12 protein-coding genes are annotated in these 17,454 nt (G+C 36.5%); 11 read left to right on the forward strand and 1 reads right to left on the reverse strand.

Annotated elements, in window-relative coordinates; all coding sequences use genetic code 11:
• The 3 genes from ABYT26_RS13100 to ABYT26_RS13110 form a co-directional block, all read left to right on the forward strand.
• Nucleotides 1–1,945, forward strand: a 1,945-nt coding sequence (locus ABYT26_RS13100; protein WP_372754611.1) for a hypothetical protein, incomplete at its 5' end; no start/stop codon positions are given.
• Between the two features lie 36 nt (nt 1,946–1,981).
• The gene (locus tag ABYT26_RS13105; RefSeq protein WP_372754613.1) at nt 1,982–3,214 is read left to right on the forward strand and encodes a nucleoside recognition domain-containing protein; all 1,233 of its coding nucleotides are present in this window, start codon (nt 1,982–1,984) and stop codon (nt 3,212–3,214) included.
• A gap of 45 nt (nt 3,215–3,259) precedes the next feature.
• Nucleotides 3,260–3,466 carry an RNA-binding S4 domain-containing protein gene (locus tag ABYT26_RS13110; RefSeq protein ID WP_372754615.1) on the forward strand — a complete coding sequence of 69 codons (207 nt, stop codon included), beginning with the start codon at nt 3,260–3,262 and terminating at the stop codon, nt 3,464–3,466.
• Nucleotides 3,467–3,552: 86 nt separating this feature from the next.
• Here ABYT26_RS13110 and ABYT26_RS13115 read toward each other — a convergent pair whose 3' ends face one another.
• Nucleotides 3,553–3,936 (reverse strand): SRPBCC domain-containing protein, encoded by a 384-nt coding sequence (locus tag ABYT26_RS13115; protein ID WP_372754617.1) that lies wholly within the window; start codon nt 3,934–3,936, stop codon nt 3,553–3,555.
• 220 nt (nt 3,937–4,156) lie between these two features.
• On the opposite strand from ABYT26_RS13115, the gene ABYT26_RS13120 reads away from it, so the two are divergent.
• From ABYT26_RS13120 to ilvN, 8 genes are all read left to right on the forward strand, one after another.
• Entirely contained in the window at nt 4,157–5,467 is a 1,311-nt protein-coding gene (locus ABYT26_RS13120; protein WP_372754619.1) for a dihydrolipoamide acetyltransferase family protein, read from the forward strand.
• Nucleotides 5,468–5,469: 2 nt separating this feature from the next.
• Nucleotides 5,470–7,563, forward strand: a complete 2,094-nt coding sequence (locus ABYT26_RS13125; protein WP_372754621.1) for a thiamine pyrophosphate-dependent enzyme — start codon at nt 5,470–5,472, stop codon at nt 7,561–7,563.
• 24 nt (nt 7,564–7,587) lie between these two features.
• Nucleotides 7,588–8,097 carry a flavodoxin gene (locus ABYT26_RS13130; RefSeq protein ID WP_372754623.1) on the forward strand — a complete coding sequence of 170 codons (510 nt, stop codon included), beginning with the start codon at nt 7,588–7,590 and terminating at the stop codon, nt 8,095–8,097.
• Between the two features lie 291 nt (nt 8,098–8,388).
• Nucleotides 8,389–11,508 (forward strand): ATP-binding protein, encoded by a 3,120-nt coding sequence (locus tag ABYT26_RS13135; protein ID WP_372754625.1) that lies wholly within the window; start codon nt 8,389–8,391, stop codon nt 11,506–11,508.
• Between the two features lie 357 nt (nt 11,509–11,865).
• The gene (locus tag ABYT26_RS13140) at nt 11,866–12,237 is read left to right on the forward strand and encodes a NifB/NifX family molybdenum-iron cluster-binding protein (RefSeq protein WP_372754627.1); all 372 of its coding nucleotides are present in this window, start codon (nt 11,866–11,868) and stop codon (nt 12,235–12,237) included.
• A 757-nt stretch (nt 12,238–12,994) separates the two neighbouring features.
• Nucleotides 12,995–14,830 (forward strand): dihydroxy-acid dehydratase, encoded by a 1,836-nt coding sequence (gene ilvD, locus ABYT26_RS13145; protein ID WP_372754629.1) that lies wholly within the window; start codon nt 12,995–12,997, stop codon nt 14,828–14,830.
• A 168-nt stretch (nt 14,831–14,998) separates the two neighbouring features.
• The gene (ilvB, locus tag ABYT26_RS13150; RefSeq protein ID WP_372754631.1) at nt 14,999–16,735 is read left to right on the forward strand and encodes a biosynthetic-type acetolactate synthase large subunit; all 1,737 of its coding nucleotides are present in this window, start codon (nt 14,999–15,001) and stop codon (nt 16,733–16,735) included.
• Between the two features lie 105 nt (nt 16,736–16,840).
• Nucleotides 16,841–17,356 (forward strand): acetolactate synthase small subunit, encoded by a 516-nt coding sequence (gene ilvN / locus ABYT26_RS13155; RefSeq protein WP_372754633.1) that lies wholly within the window; start codon nt 16,841–16,843, stop codon nt 17,354–17,356.
• Nucleotides 17,357–17,454: the final 98 nt, after the last annotated feature.

Consider the following 17,454-nt stretch of genomic DNA (forward strand, 5'->3'; position numbering starts at 1 on the left):
GCAGTTTGCTTCGGGAGATTATTCAACGGCGAAAAATTCCTATTCCGATGCCTTGAGTTTGAAAGGCGATGAAGTTTATCCACAAACACAAATTGAAAAGATAAATGATATACTAGCGCAACAGCAAGCAGAAGCTGATGAAGCAGCACGTTTGGCTGCTGAGCAAAAAGCTTTGGCCGATAAATATGCATCCATCATAAGTTTGGCCGATTCGCAGTTTGCTTCCAAAGAGTATGAGCAAGCTAAAACAGCTTATGGAAATGCGCTTCGCTTAAAAGCTGATGAAGTTTATCCAAAAGCTCAAATTGAAAAGATTGATGAATTATTGGCCAATTTGGAAAAACAAGCTGAGATTGAAGCACGCTTAGCTGCTGAGCAAAAAGCTTTGGATGACAAATATGCATTAATCTTGGCAGAAGGGGATGCTCAATTTAAAGCTGAAGAATATCAATCGGCTAAAATGACTTATTTAGATGCTTTGGAATTGAAATCGAACGAGATATATCCTAAAAACCAAATTCAAATAATTAATGATTTACTTGCAGAACAGGCTCATGTAGCACAAGAACAGGCTCGATTAGCAGCCCAGAATCAAATTTTGAATGAGAAATACAAAGCATTTATTGTTTTGGCAGATTCTCAATTTTCTTCTGAAACTTACGAATTGGCAAAAAATAATTATGAATTGGCATTAGATATTAAAGAGGAAGAGCCATATCCTAAGAATCAGATTCAGAAGATTGATGAGATTTTGAAGGCAATTAAAGCCAAGGCAGAGGAAAATGCCAGAATAGCTGAAGCTATGCAAGAAAGCGAACGTTCGTATCGAAATCATATCGATCTTGGTGATGGGTTTTTCAAGAGCAAAAAATGGCAGTCGGCTATGCAGGAATACCAAATGGCATTGCAAGCTAAGCCTGGTGAACTTTATCCTTCCAATCAGATTGAAGAGATCAAGCGAATATTAGATGAGATTGAAAGGCTGGAGAAAGAAAAATCGACTTTACAATATCAGTACGCTGCTTTAATTACAGAAGCTGATGAGTTCATGAGTCAAGAGGATTATGATTCCGCAGCTAGTAAATATCAGGGAGCATTGGATTTGAAACCTGAAGAATCCTATCCGAAAAATCAGTTAAAAAGGATTGAGGTTTTAAGAGAAAGACAGGAAATTGCTGATCGAAAACAAAAGGAAATTGATCAGAAATATGCCAAAGAGATAGAAGATGGTGAAAAATATTTGAAGGAGGAACAATTCAGTGTGGCTCGTCATCATTTTCAAACTGCATTAACAATTAAACCAGGGGAAGAATACCCTCAAGAAAAATTAGATGAGATCGCAGAGAGAATTGCAGCCCTAAAATCAGCCGAAGAAAATGATTTAGCGAATAATCCAGCTAATTTTGAAAAGAAATTATCAATTGCTCGAGAACGAGAATATGCAGATATGATTGCAAGTGGTGATGATGCTTTTAAAGTTTCGCATTTTAGTGTTGCAAAAGTGATGTTTGAAAGAGCACTTGTTTTATTTGAGAGAGAATATCCTAAAAAGAAATTGAAGGAAATTGAAAAATTGATACGTGAAGGAAAGGATTTGAGCCTTTCAAAAGAATACCATCAATTGATAGCTCGTGCTGATGCTGCTTTGACTAAAGAGAACTATTCAGTAGCAAAATTCTACTATCAGAAAGCGAAGAATTTAAATCCTTCGGAAGCATATCCAGAGAAGCAGATGCAAAAAATTGAAGACTTGATTAATTCTATCAAAGATCAGAAAATAGATGCAGAGTATAAAGGTTTGATTGATCAGGCAGATCAGGCATACGATAAGGGAAATTATACCGTAGCAAGGTTTTACTACAGGAAGGCAAAACTTTTAAAATCGGAAGAATCGTATCCAAATGAAAGACTGAACTTGATTCAAAGCATGCAAAATAATAAGTAGTATTAACAATTCGTTTATTTAAATAATAGTAAGTATATGGCCTTAAATTACCTGTGGATTTTCTTCTTTGTTGTTGCTTTTGTAGTTGGATTAATTAAAATGATAATTTGGGGAGATATGGAAGTATTTCCTGCTATGGTGAATTCCACATTCGATATGGCCAAAACTGGTTTTGATATTTCTTTGGGCTTAACCGGAGTATTAACATTGTGGTTGGGAATCATGAAGATTGGCGAAAATGGTGGAATTGTCAAAGTGTTTTCCCGATTGATTGGACCTTTTTTCAACAAATTGTTTCCAGAGATTCCCAAAGATCACGAGGCTCATGGTTCCATCATGATGAATTTGGCCGCGAATATGCTTGGTTTGGATAATGCCGCCACACCCTTAGGTTTGAAAGCGATGAGTCAGATGCAGGAGGTCAATCCAAATAAAGATGTTGCCTCTAATGCGCAAATCATGTTTTTGGTCTTGAATACATCTGGGCTTACCATTATTCCTATTTCCATTATGGTGTATCGGGCACAGTTGGGGGCAGTGAATCCTTCCGATATTTTTATTCCCATAATGTTAGCAACTTACTTTTCTACCATTGCTGGTTTAATTAGTGTAGCTGTGGTTCAGAAAATTAACCTTTGGAATAAAGTTATTCTAGCCTATTTGGGTGGGTTAACCGCATTTATTGTGAGTTTAATTTTCTACTTTTCCTCCTTAGATAAGGAGCAAATCACACAAGTTTCTACTTTGGTAAGTAATGTGTTCCTGTTCTCTATTATTATCTCATTTATTCTTTTGGCCGCACGAAAAAAGGTAAATGTTTACGAAAGTTTTATCGACGGAGCGAAAGATGGTTTTGCGATTGCCATTAAAATTATTCCTTATTTGGTTGCTATCTTGGTTGCTATCGGAGTGTTTCGAGCTTCGGGAACCATGGATTTGGTTATTGAAGGAGCGCGAAGGTTGTGCAATTTATTAGGCGTTAATTCTGATTTTGTTGAGGCTTTGCCTACAGCCTTAATGAAACCTTTAAGTGGATCAGGTGCAAGAGGCATGATGGTGGATGCCATGCAAACTCACGGAGCCGATAGTTTTGTGGGAAGGCTTGCTTCTACTCTTCAAGGAGCTACAGATACTACTTTTTACATTATTGCTGTGTATTTTGGAGCCGTTGGAATTAAGAACACAAGATATGCTGTTACCTGTGGATTGATTGCTGATTTTGCCGGAATTATAGCAGCCATTGCTATTGCTTATCTTTTCTTTCATTAGTAGCAGAAAAAAAGCTATTTTTGCGACTCACATTAGCTGATAGTCATGATAAAATTTAAAATAGATACAGAATACATCGAATTGATTAAGTTGATTAAAGCAACAAGTATCAGCGAAAGCGGTGCGCAGGCAAAAATTTTTGTTGAAGACGGTGTGGTGTTTCGAAATGGAGAAGTAGAGACACGCAAAAGAGCAAAAATTCGCCCTGGCGATAAAATAGAAATTTTCGACGAAGTTATTATTGTAGAATAAATAAGAACTTAGCGAACAAAAAAAGCAAGTAATTTAGTTTACTTGCTTTTTTTTGTGCTTAATTTTTTCTTTTCAAGTCAATATTTTTAATAAAATTCAAGAAAGCTTTTTAAGGATCCTAAATAGTAATCTTCCCAGCCTTCAGTGATTTCGTCGTAAGCTTCCTCTGGAATATTGGTGTGATGTAAATCGATTCTTGTTTTAGAACCTGCCTTTTTAATCAGGAGAGTTACTATGGAAGGATTCTCAGTTTCTCCAAAAAACCATTCCTGTACAATTTTATAATCTTTTACAATTTCCAGATTGCAACCCGTAATGTCTCCTTCCCACAGAGAGAATACGGTTCCTACTTTTTCATCCATTACAGCAGGATAACCAGTCCAAAGTTCAATTTGGAAGGGGTTGACTAAAGCATTGTATACTTCCTCTTGTGAGGAGCTGATTTCCAGACTAAATGTGAATTCTTTCATTTTTTTTAAATTTTTCGATTTCAAAATTAATCTGATTATTAAGAAAATGGTAACTTTTAGGGAGGAAAATTTCGCCTATCAATGAAATCGATAATAAAATAAAAAATTGCTATCTCGAGATTGCAAAATATTTTGTTTTAAATCAGTCTAAATAAGAATAATTTTTTATATTTGTGTCGAAACATTTAAATATGATTATAAATATTAAACTATAAGTTATATGTCTAGCTTTGAAATCATAATGCCTAAATTAGGTGAAAGCGTGCAAGAAGCTACTATCACGAAAATGTTCGTGAAGTTGAATGATCAGGTGGAAGAGGATGATATGCTATTTGAAATAGCAACCGATAAAGTAGATTCTGAAATTCCTTGTCCGGTAGATGGGAAAGTTGTTGAAATCCGATTTAAGGAAAATGATGTCGTTCCGGTCGGAGAGGTTGTAGCTATTATTGCTCTAGGCGATGCTACTGATGTTGAAGCTCCGCAAGAAGCCAGTTCGACTGTTGCAGGTAGCGAAAGCCCAGCGGAAGAGTCGGCCGAAACCTTAAGTGCATCCGATATTCAATCGACTTCTGGCCGTTTTTATTCTCCTCTAGTGAAAAGCATTGCGAAAAGCGAAAACATTTCGGTTCAAGAATTGGAAACCATTGCAGGTAATGGTACCGATGGCAGAGTTCAAAAACAGGATGTTTTAGATTATTTGTCTCAACGCAATGGTTCTGCTGCATCAGCAGCTCAGGCTAAAGAAGTTCCTGCAGAAAAACCTGCAGTAGCACCAGCTCCCAAAGCAGAGAAACCAAAAGTATCCATGTCCATTGGTGCTCAGGATCAGATCATAGAAATGGATCGAATGAGGCGGATCATTGCGGATCATATGGTGATGTCGAAACAAACGTCTCCTCACGTAACTGCTATGGTGGAAGCTGATGTAACCGATATGGTAAATTGGAGAAATAAAGTGAAAGATGCCTTCCAAAAAAGGGAAGGAACAAAAATCACTTTTATGCCAATTATTATAGAGGCCGTTGCGAAAGCCCTGCGGGAATTTCCTGGAGTAAATGCTTCGGTTGATGGTTACAATCTTATTTTACGAAAGAACATAAATGTAGGCGTTGCAGTTGCTCTTCCAAGTGGGAATTTAATTGTTCCGGTGATTAAAAATGCCGATCAGAAAAATCTAATTGGCTTGGCCAATGATATGAATCGTCTGGCAACCGATGCCCGAAATAATAAATTAGGTCCTGATGATGTTTCAGGAGGAACTTTTACAATCTCTAATTTTGGATCCTTTAAAAATGTAATGGGGACTCCAATTATTAATCAACCGCAAGTGGCAATCTTAGCGGTAGGTACTATCGAAAAGAAACCTGCTGTTGTCGAAACTCCTGCAGGAGATGCAATTGTGGTTCGTCAAAAAATGTTCCTTTCTCTTTCTTACGATCACCGTGTTGTAGATGGAGCTTTAGGAGGAGCTTTCCTAAGAAGAATCGCTGATTATTTGGAAGATTATGATACAAACAGAGCATTTTAATCATGGAAACAATAGAAATATCATCGGTGGATAGCACAAACAAAACGAAGAAGATGACTGAAAGTAAAAAATTTAGTATAAAGAAAACCTCGAAGGAATTGCTGAGTCGTTGGTTTCATATGATGACTTTGGGTAGAGCATTGGACGAAAAAGCACCAAACTATCTAAAGCAGGCAATAGGATGGTCGTATCACGCCCCTTATGCCGGTCATGATGGCATTCAATTAGCAATTGGTCAGGTATTCGATCGAAAAAATGATCACCTTTTCCCTTACTATAGAGACATGCTTACTTCTATTTCTGCAGGATTAACTGCAGAAGAAGTAATCTTTAATGGGATTTCAAAAGATACTGATGTAGCAGGTGGCGGTCGTCACATGTCGAATCACTTTGCAAAACCAGAATGGAACATTCACAATGTATCATCTTGTACGGGAAATCATACATTACATGCTGTTGGTTTGGGTCGAGCCGTAAAAAAATACAAAAGTAAAGGAGTTGTTTTTAGTTCTCAGGGAGAATCGTCGGTGTCGGAAGGATACGTGTACGAGGCAATTAATGGAGCAACAAATGAACAACTTCCAGTTGTATTTGTATTTCAGGATAATGGATACGGAATTTCTGTTCCTAAGAAAGATCAAACTGCCAATAGAAAAGTTGCAGATAATTTTCGAGGCATGAAATACCTGAAAATTATTCATTGCAATGGAAAAGATGTTTTTGATTCGATGAACGCAATGACTGAGGCAAAGAAAATTGCGTTGGAGACTTCTACTCCAGTAATTGTTCAGGCCAACTGTGTTCGGATGGGCTCACACTCTAATTCCGATAAGCATGAATTGTATCGCGATAACGCAGAATTAAATTACGTAACCGAATATGATCCTTTGGCGAAATTTCGCCGATTATTGGTTCGTTACAAGCGTTTTACCGAAGAGGAATTAGTAGCCATAGAAGCAGAGGTGAAATTGGAAGTGAAAAAGGCGCACAAGGCTGGTTTAGCTGCACCCAATCCTGACCCTGCCTCTATTCATGATTTTGTGATTCCAGAAGCCTATGTTTCTGAAAAGTATCCAGAAGGTCTTCATAACTTTGAAGGAAATAGCAAGAAATTGATTGAAGGATTAAATGAGACTCTAAAGGCAGAATTTCGTCGCAACCCAGATACTTATATTTGGGGACAGGATATTGCCAATAAAGACAAAGGTGGAATTTTTAATGTTTCCAAAGGAATGCAGAAGGAATTTGGTAAGGAACGTGTTTTTAACGCGCCAATTGCCGAAGATTACATCATGGGAACAGCAAATGGGATGAGTCGTTTTAACGATAAAATTAGAATTGTTGTGGAAGGAGCTGAGTTTGCCGATTATTTTTGGCCAGCGATGGAGCAATTTGTTGAAACTACTCATGAATACTGGAGAACAAAAGGGCAGTATTCTCCAAATATTACCGTTCGTTTGGCATCAGGTGGTTACATTGGCGGCGGCTTGTATCACTCCCAGAACATCGAAGGAGCTCTGTCTACGTTTCCTGGAGTTCGCATCGTTTACCCATCTTATGCCGATGATGCAGCTGGTTTGTTGCGAACAAGTATTCGTTCCAAGGGAATGACTGTGTTTATGGAGCCAAAAGCTTTGTACAACGATCCTAAAGGAGCTACTCCGGTGCCCGACGATTTCGAGGTTCCATTTGGAAAAGCAAGAGTAAGACGAGAAGGAAGCGACTTAACAATTGTAACCTATGGAAATACAACTCACATGTGTGTTGAGGTGGCCGATAAATTGGCCGAAGAAACCGGAAAACAAGTTGAAGTGATCGATCTTCGTTCTTTGGTACCGTTGGATACGGATACAATTGTGAAATCAATAGCAAAGACCAACAAAGTGATGGTCGTGCACGAGGATAAGGTATTTTCTGGTTTTGGAGCTGAAATATCGGCAACAATTACCGAAAAGGCTTTCGATAAACTGGATGCTCCGGTAAAACGTGTAGGTTCTGAATTTACTCCAGTCGGATTTAATCGTATATTAGAAAAAGCAGTACTTCCTAATAACGATAAAATTTACGCAGCAGTTAAAGAGCTAATAGAGTATTAAATCTTACCTTCTAAAAAACGACACATGAAAAAAATAGGTTTATTCTATAGTTTCAATACGAATAAAACAGCTAAGAATGCTGAAAAAATAAAAAAGGCTTTTGGTACTTCCGTTGATATTGATAGTGTAAATGTTGAGGAAGTGGATGAAGAAATTTTCCTAGCCTACGACAATATGATATTGGGTGTTCCCACCTGGTTCGACGGGGAATTGCCGAACTACTGGGACGAGTTTATGCCGGCAATTGAAGATCTGAAATTAAAAGGCAAAACAGTTGCTCTTTTTGGCCTAGGCGATCAGGTCGGATATCCCGAAAATTTTGTGGATGCCATTGGTCTTTTAGCCATAGCTCTGGAAGAACGAGGAGCCAAAGTAATAGGTTTAACTTCTCCTGATGGCTATAACTTTGAAAAATCACGTGCTCTGCGAGATGGCAAATTCTTAGGCTTAGCTCTTGATATTGAAAATCAAGCAGGCTTATCAACCGAAAGAATTGAGGCTTGGGTAGAACAACTCAAAAAAGAATTTAAGTAGATTTTTTTATTCTAAATTAATTAGTTGATAGGCTTCCTCGAAAGAGGAAGCCTTTTTTGTGTTCTAAAAAGGATTTGGCTGCTTTAAAAGCGTTTTACTCGGATGTAAAATAGGGTATACAAAATTAATACTAATTCTGGTTTTGTGTTGGACGAACGTAGAGAAAGGGTAGTATGGAAATCTGCCAATAGAAACAATGGTTGAAATTACAAAAATGGCTTGCAGCAAAGAAAAATAGGATGATTTGTTAATTTTAGTACTTTTGGTACTGAGTGAACAAAATTAAGAACCATGATAAAAAAAATACTCAGCTTTTTCATTCTTCTTATTGTAACAGGTAGTTTATTTGCGCAAACGCCCTTTATTCGCAATTTTTATTCTAAAGAATATAAGGCTGAACTTCAAAATTGGGCCTTAACTCAAGATTATAGAGGTGTCATGTATTTTGGAAACAATAATAGCGTTCTAGAATACGATGGTGTCAACTGGCGAAAAATAGGTACACCGGGTATTGTGCGATCACTCGACGTAGACAATAATGGACGTATATTTGTTGGTTTAGGAGGCGATTTAGGTTTTTTACAAGCAGACGAAATAGGTGTTGTTAACTATGTATCATTGTTAGATAAAATACCAGAAGAACACAGAGAATTTAATTATATAGATGAAACAATTGTTGCAAATGAAAATGTGTTTTTTAGAACGAAGGGTAAGATTTTTATACTTAAAGAAAATAGTATAAGTGTTTTACAAGATGAGCGATTTGCTAAATCTTTTTTGATACGAGATACACTTTATATTAGTGTAATTGGTGAGGGCATCATGTACTACGAAGGTGATGATTTTCAACTTTTGCCTGGCTCTCAAAAGTTTGTTGATAAGAGAATTCAGGTAATGCTTCCTTACGGTAAAGATAAAATACTATGCTACACAGTTGGTAAAGGCATCGAATTTTTTGCTCCGAATGAATCTGATGGCGCAGAATTAGCGGCTCGTTTCGAAAAAGTAAGTAAAATTATTGATGAGGCGAGAGGATTGTCTGGTACCGTACTTCCCAATGGTGATTTTGCTATAGGGACCATAACGAATGGTATTCTTGTTTTTGATAAATGGGGTAGGATAAAAAATCACTATCGACAACAAAATGGTTTGCAAAATAACTCTGCATTAGAACTTAGCTCAGATATAAACGGACAACTTTGGGCTGCTTTGTTAAATGGCATTAGTTTAGTTCATGATAATTTACCTTTTCTTGATTACTCACAACAAGATAATATAAAGGGACCTATTTTGTGCGTACAAGATTATCATGATCGATTGTATGTCGGAACAGAACAATTTTTATACGTCAAAAATAGGGGTGGTAAATTCAAGCCTGTAGAAGGCCTTAAAGGCCAAAATTTTCATTTGCATAAAGCAAAAGATAAGTTGTTGCTGGCTCGCTTTTTAGGCATATTCGAAATAAAAGAAGAACAAGCAACTTTGATTCCAGAAACAGAAAATATGAATGCTTATGTTTTTTGTCCTCTAGCTGAGAAATCAAACTATTTGTTATCTGGCTTACATGAGGGGTTACTTTTATTAGAATATAAAAACGATCAGTGGAAATATAAACATCATATTAAAGGTTTTGACAAGCCTGTATATACTTTAACCGAAGATACCGATGGGAATTTTTGGGCATTTACCTTCCCTCAGCTTTACAAGCTGCGATTAAACGAAAATTTGGATAGTGTAACTTTCGTACAAAATTGTTCTACAGATAAATATAATTTACCAGCTGGCTGGGTAGTGCCGTATCAATTAAACAGTGGAGAAACCGTTTTTGGAACGCAAAAAAATGGTGTTTACCGTTATATTCCTAGTAAAAATAAATTTGAACCACATCCTGATTTCTCTATGATTAAAGGAGGGGTTTACCCTCTAGTGCAAGACAAAAATGGATATATCTGGTTCGATGAATTAAAGAAAGATGGTACCTATGAAAAAGGGTTTTTAAAATGGAATAATGGAAAATATGAATCTTATAAAACTCCCTTTTATAAATTCAATGATAGAAACATTCCCAATACTTTTGCACTTTATCCCTACTCTGATAGTTTAGTATATTTTGGTACCGACAATGGTCTATTGGCATATTTCCCCAAACAAAAAGTAAATTACGATATTCCATTTAACACACTCATCCGTAAAGTATTTGTGAGTGATAGTTTGATTTATGGAGGGGCTGAAAATAATTCTTCCTCAATATCAAATGAGCCTGTAATTCTTGAATACAAGAAAAACAATTTGTATTTTCATTATTCTGCTACTTTTTACGAAGATTCAGAAAAGAACTTATTCTCTTATCGTCTTAGAGGTTCTTCTGATACTATGTGGTCGGCTTGGACAAATGATCATAAAAAGGAATATACAAACCTGAATGAAGGGAGGTATATTTTCGAAGTGAAATCACAAAATGTATATCAAAAATCTGGTGCTGCCGTATCCTTTCCTTTTGAAGTTCTTCCTCCCTGGTATCGCACATTATGGGCTTATGCTTTATATGTAATCTTATTAAGTATTTTTGTTTGGTTACTCATTCGTTTAAATTCAGCTCGACTGAAATATCAAAATGAATTATTGAAACATACTGTAGAAGAACGTACTGCAAATATATTACAGCAAAAGGAAGAAATTCAGGTTCAAGCTGAGGAATTGAAGGTTACGAATGAAAAACTTGTAGAAATAAACGCTACCAAGGATAAGTTCTTTAGTATTATTTCTCATGATCTTAGGAGTCCGTTTACTAGTATTTTAGGCTTTGCAGATTTGTTAAATAATGAATATGATACGATTGATGATGCCGAGAAAAGAGAGATGATAAATGATTTGAATAAATCATCGCGACATGCTTATAATATGTTGGCTAATTTACTTTCCTGGGCTCGATCACAAACCGGACGAATCGAAATTTGTAAAGAAAGCCTCGATTTAAAAGAGTTGGTTAAAAAAAGTATTGCTCCCTATTTGCTTAATGCTTCTGGAAAAAAGATTAAAATCGTAAATAATGTTCCTTCGGAAATCATGTTTTCAATCGATAAAAATACCTTCTTAACATTCATGGGGAATTTGGTAAACAATGCGATTAAGTTTACTCCTGAGGGGGGAACTATTACAATCAATTATCATGAAAATAGTGATGATATTGAGTTGCATGTTATTGATAATGGTGTTGGTATGACTCCTGAATCTATTGAAAAATTATTCCGTATAGATCAGAATATTTGTACTAATGGAACCAAAGGAGAAAAAGGTACTGGATTGGGGCTTATACTTTGTAAGGAATTTATTGAAAAAAATGGAGGAAATATTTCCGTTCGTAGTGAAGTAGGAAAAGGCAGCGAATTTATCATTACTCTTCCGAAATAGAATGATTACTCATTTTTTAGCTCTCTGGTGAAGGATTTGGCTAACAAAAAATGTATTTCTAAAAACATGCAAGTTCGGTGTCTGATACTTGAGGTTGCAAAATACGGACTAATTAGAGTAAGGGTAGGAAGCTATAAATTGTTGTTTTACAAAATAAAAGCACACCATTTGCTACTGTTTTTTCAATTTACCAAATCGATAGTCACACTTTACCAGACAATCGCAGAAATACTTTATTCCTTATTTGGAACTATTCTGAGGATCTAAGTGTAGTCTTGTTAGTGATGTTTACTTATTTTTGAAATTGATATAGAATAAAGTACTTTTTCACTTCAATAAAGTATAAAACAAAATATAATGAAAATAGCAGTACCAGTAAAAAGCAACAGAGAAGTTGATAGTCATTTCGGTCATTGTGAGTTTTATAATCTATTTACAATCTCAGAAGATTCCAAAATTATCGATGTACAAAAAATGGAATCACCACAGGGTTGTGGCTGCAAATCGAATATTGCACCGATATTGGCAGAAGCAGGAGTAACTGTTATGCTAGCGGGAGGAATTGGAAATGGAGCCATTAATGTGCTTAAGAATTCAGGAATAGAAGTGATTCGTGGCTGTTCAGGAAATGTTGATAATCTTGTTGCTCAGTATGTTGCCGGAATGGTAGCTGATAGTGGCTCTAGTTGTCAACAAAATCATGAGGATGGACATACTTGCAGTCATTAAAAATATCAGAATTCGCAGAGAGGTTTTCAAAATAAGAGCTAAAGTGGAGAAGGTTCAATTGGGGATAAGAAGTCTAATGACTTATGATTTTAGAACCAATGAAATAGAAATAGTTCATTGAAATGAAGAACAAATCTTTTCGCAATGCTTTGCATAAAATTACTTTCATAGTAATTAAAGTAATTTTTGCCAATTGAAAGTTACATTTAAAAGGAAAAGGTTTTAGAATTAAAATGATTGATAATCAGGTGTTAGTGCTTGTTGTTTAGACTTTATGAAGATTAAAAATAGCAATTGGGAATCGTAAGTTTTTGAAATTTGTGATTTTTCCTTTTAGATTAGTCATATAGATTTGTCGGTGTAATCAGACCGAAAGAGAGATTGTAAATGTTCGTTGACAAGTTTTAAAAACAATAGGATCTTAAGAGATTCAATCTATAAAATAAAAACAATATGCATTTTAGTTCAGTCATTATTATTAGTGTCATTATTCGCGTCCTTCTGGACACGATTCGAGGCTGAACATATTTAAATTAAACGAAATTAGTTTTACAAAATATCAAAGGCCTCTTCCAAATTGAAGAGGTTTTTTTTTGATCTTTTTACTGTAGTATCTCAAGTAAGAGAGTTTTTATGGGCATTTTTCTTCTTTTCAGAATGGAAAGAAAAATTAAACCAAACAATTTTCGAAACAAATGAAACTATTTATCGCTCTTTTTTAAGAGGAGCATTTTTTTATAAAAACATAGAAACCACAATGTATAAAATCAAATTACGCAGCAATCAGACCACTCAAGGCCGAAGAATGGCTGGAGCAAGAAGTTTGTGGAGAGCAAACGGAATGAAAGAAGAGATGTTTGGAAAGCCGGTGATTGCGGTGGTAAATTCTTTTAGTCAATTTGTACCAGGGCATGCACACTTGCAAAATGTTGGTCAAATGGTGAAAGAAGAAATCGAAAGAGCTGGTTATTTTGCTGCAGAATTTAATACCATTGCTATTGATGATGGTATTGCGATGGGACATGATGGAATGCTTTATTCTTTGCCTTCGCGTGATGTAATCGCCGATAGTGTTGAATATGTATGCAATGCGCACAAAGTAGATGCGATGATTTGCATTTCGAATTGTGATAAAATTACTCCAGGTATGCTGATGGCTGCCATGCGATTAAATATTCCTGCTGTTTTTGTGTCGGGAGGACCTATGGAAGCTGGCGAATCGAAAGGAGAACGACTAGATTTAGTTGATGCCATGGTGAAAGCTGGAGATGATAAAGTAAGCGATGAGCGGATGCAGGAAATCGAAGAATCTGCCTGCCCAACCTGTGGTAGCTGTTCAGGAATGTTTACCGCGAATTCAATGAATTGCCTCAATGAGGCTTTGGGTTTGGCTTTACCTGGGAATGGAACCTTACTTGCAACTCATAAATTGCGTAAAGATTTATTCTTAGATGCTGCCCATTGTATTGTTGATATAACTAATAAATATTACAAAGAAGGTGACGATCGTGTGTTGCCTAGATCAATTGCAACAGTAGAAGCTTTTAGAAACGCCATGACCTTGGATATTGCCATGGGAGGATCAACAAATACTGTTCTTCACTTGTTGGCAATCGCTCATGAAGCTGGAGTTGATTTTACCATGAGAGATATGGATGAACTATCTCGTATAACTCCGAACTTGTGCAAGGTAGCACCTAATTCGCCAAACTATTATGTTGAAGACGTGAACAGAGCAGGGGGTATCATGAGTATTCTTGGCGAGTTGGATCGTGGTAATCTATTAAATACCGATGTGTATAGAGTAGATTCAAACAATCTGCGTGAAGCCATTGCACTAAATGATCTTAGTTCTGAAAAATTGACAGCTAAAGCATCGGAAATATATCATTCTGCCCCAGGTCAATCGGGTCGGAATTTGACTTTTGCTTCTCAGAATATGGCTTTTAAAGAGCTTGATCAAGACAGAAAGAATGGTTGTATTCGAAGCATGGAGAATGCTTACACACAGGATGGTGGATTAGCTGTGTTGTTTGGAAACATTGCCCCTCATGGAAGTATCGTAAAAACTGCAGGTGTAGATCAATCAGTTTTTGATTTTACAGGTACTGCTAAAGTATATTATTCGCAGAAAGATGCTTGTGAGGCAATTCTTACCAAGCAAATTAATGCTGGTGATGTTGTTGTGATTCGATACGAAGGTCCAGCAGGAGGACCAGGAATGCAGGAAATGCTTTACCCAACATCTTATCTTAAGTCGATGGGGTTAGGAGCCAAATGTGCATTGATTACTGATGGCCGTTTTTCTGGTGGAACTTCTGGTTTATCAATTGGTCATGCCTCTCCCGAAGCAGCAGCTGGAGGAGCCATTGCATTAATTAAAGATGGAGATACCATAGAAATAAGCATTCCTAAAAGAAGTATTAATGTACTTGTTTCGGAAGAAGAATTAGCACAAAGAAGAAAAGAAGAGGAAGCCTTTGGTGAGGAAGCCTTTGTACCTCGTGGACGTAATCGTCAGGTTTCAAAAGCACTTCAAGCCTACTCTAAACTTGTATCTTCAGCAGATAAAGGTGCAATACGAGTTTTATAACAGTTAAAAAGGATAGGGCACGATCTTAAAATGATCGTAGCGGAAAACATTCTGATCCTGTTAGCTGTTTACACAGTAGAATTGGATTTTATAGGGCTTGTACGACGGAAGAGGAGATGAGTCCAATTACCTATAAGAGAATAAAGCAAAAGCTTAAAAGCAAACAGTATGGGAATAGCAGCAAAAACAAAAAATACAAATGGAATGAGTAAGACAATAGAACGAATATCGGGAGCTGAGATATTGGTCCGAACGCTTATTCAGGAAGATGTAGATACCATGTTTGGATACATTGGTGGAGCCATCATGCCTGTTTACGATGCTTTGTACGATTATCAGAAAGAATTGAAGCATTATATGTCTCGACATGAGCAAGGTGCAATGCATTCGGCTCAGGCTTATGCCCGAATCAGTAAAAAACCGGGTGTTTGTTTTACAACTTCAGGCCCCGGAGCAACCAATGTAATCACAGGGTTGGCTGATGCATATTTGGATTCAACTCCAATGGTTGTAATTACCGGACAGGTTGGTAGTGGACTATTGGGAACCGATGCTTTTCAGGAAACCAATATGGTTGGTTTGTCGATGCCTGCAACGAAATGGAATTATCAGATTACCCGTGCAGATGAAATTGCTGAAATTTTAGCTAAAGCATTTTACATTGCTAAATCGGGTCGTCCAGGACCCGTTTTAATTGATATTACTAAAGATGCGCAAATAGCAGGTGCAGATTTTATTTATGAGAAATGTGAGAAAATTCGTTCCTACCAACCAGTTCCTAAGGTGAAAACATCAGAAATCGAAGCTGCTGCAGCTTTGATTAATGGAGCTAAAAAACCAATGCTTTTGGCCGGACAGGGAATCTCACTTTCTGGAGCCGAAAAAGAATTGATGGAATTTGTTGAGAAAACACAGATTCCTGTAGCTTGTACTTTACTAGGATTGTCTTCGTTTCCTACCGATCATCCTTTGTATGTAGGGATGTTGGGAATGCATGGTAATTACGGTCCGAATATGAATACCAACGAATGTGATGTTTTGATTGCCGTTGGAATGCGTTTTGATGATCGAGTAACTGGTGATACAGCTAAATATGCCAAACAGGCAAAAATTATTCATATCGATATTGATCGATCGGAACACAACAAGAATATTATTGTTGATGTACCCATACTTGCCGATGCAAAAGAAGCTTTAATTGAATTGAATAAATTGGTTCATGGTGAAGCTAAGGATGAATGGATGAAATCCTTTAAAGATTACTATCAACTTGAGTTTGATAAGGTGATTAAGAAACAAGCTTATGCAGGCAAGGAGAATATTAATATGGCCGAGGTGATCCGTGTTCTATCGGAGCAAACTAAAGGAGAAGCTATACTATGTACTGATGTGGGACAACATCAAATGACAAGTGCCAGATATTATGGATTTAGAAAATCTAATTCACAGGTTACATCTGGAGGATTAGGAACCATGGGGTTTGGATTGCCAGCAGCCATTGGAGCTCAAATTGCAGATATGAATGCTCAAGTTGTTTCGGTTTCTGGCGATGGTGGTTTTCAAATGACCCTTCAGGAATTGGCAGTTATCAAGCAATATAAGTTACCAGTAAAAACAATTGTTTTGAATAATTCATTTCTGGGAATGGTTCGTCAGTGGCAAGATTTATTCTTCGAACAACGATTTTCATATACGCAATTAGAGAATCCTGATTTTGTGAAAATTGTAGAAGGATATGGTATTAAAGCCAAGAGGGTATCGAAACGTGAAGAATTAGATGCAGCCATTCAGGAAATGTTGGAAACTCCGGGAGCTTTCTTTTTGGAAGTAGTGGTTGAGACTGAGAGTAATGTGATGCCTATGATTGCTCCAGGTGCTGCAGTATCAGATATGCGACTTGAATAAAAAATCATTTATTTGATTATAAATTGAATGGTTTAAATGTTTTAGTAGATTAATTTTGAATCTACTCAGCAAGAATGATTTGTACTGGTAACAAAAAAAAGTAAAATGAAAGAATATACAATAACCATATTTTCTGAAAACGACATTGGTTTGTTAAACGAAGTAACCATCGTTTTCTCGCGAAGAAAAATAAATATAGAAAGCTTAACGGTTTCCGAATCAGAAGTAAAAGGCGTATCACGATATACTATTGTTGCTTTTATGGATGAAAAGCGGGTTGAGAATGTTGTACGTCAAATCGAGAAAATTATTGGTGTATTCAAAGCCTTCTATTTCGAAGCTGAAGAGATTGTTCATCAGGAAGTGGCCTTGTTTAAAATGGCAAATACTGTGGAGCTAAATGGTGATTTAGAGGCGCTGATGAGAAGTCAGAATGCCAAGATATTAACCGTTCATCCTGAATTTCTAGTCATCGAAAAAGTAGGATATAAGGCCGAAAATCAAGAGCTTTTTAACGAATTGGAAAAGTATGGTGTACTTCAATTTGCTCGTTCAGGAAGAGTAGCAGTTTCCTGTCAGCATAAAGAATTCACCAGTTATTTAAAAGAATTATCAAATTAAAAATAGATTTGAGAAGGTGGAATTAAGATGTGGGAAAATAGAAAGTTTACATTTTAATCCAGAATCGAAGATCTAAAATCTAATATCTAAAATAGAAA

The sequence above is a fragment of the Labilibaculum sp. genome (genome assembly GCF_041595635.1).
GTDB lineage: Bacteria > Bacteroidota > Bacteroidia > Bacteroidales > Marinifilaceae > Labilibaculum.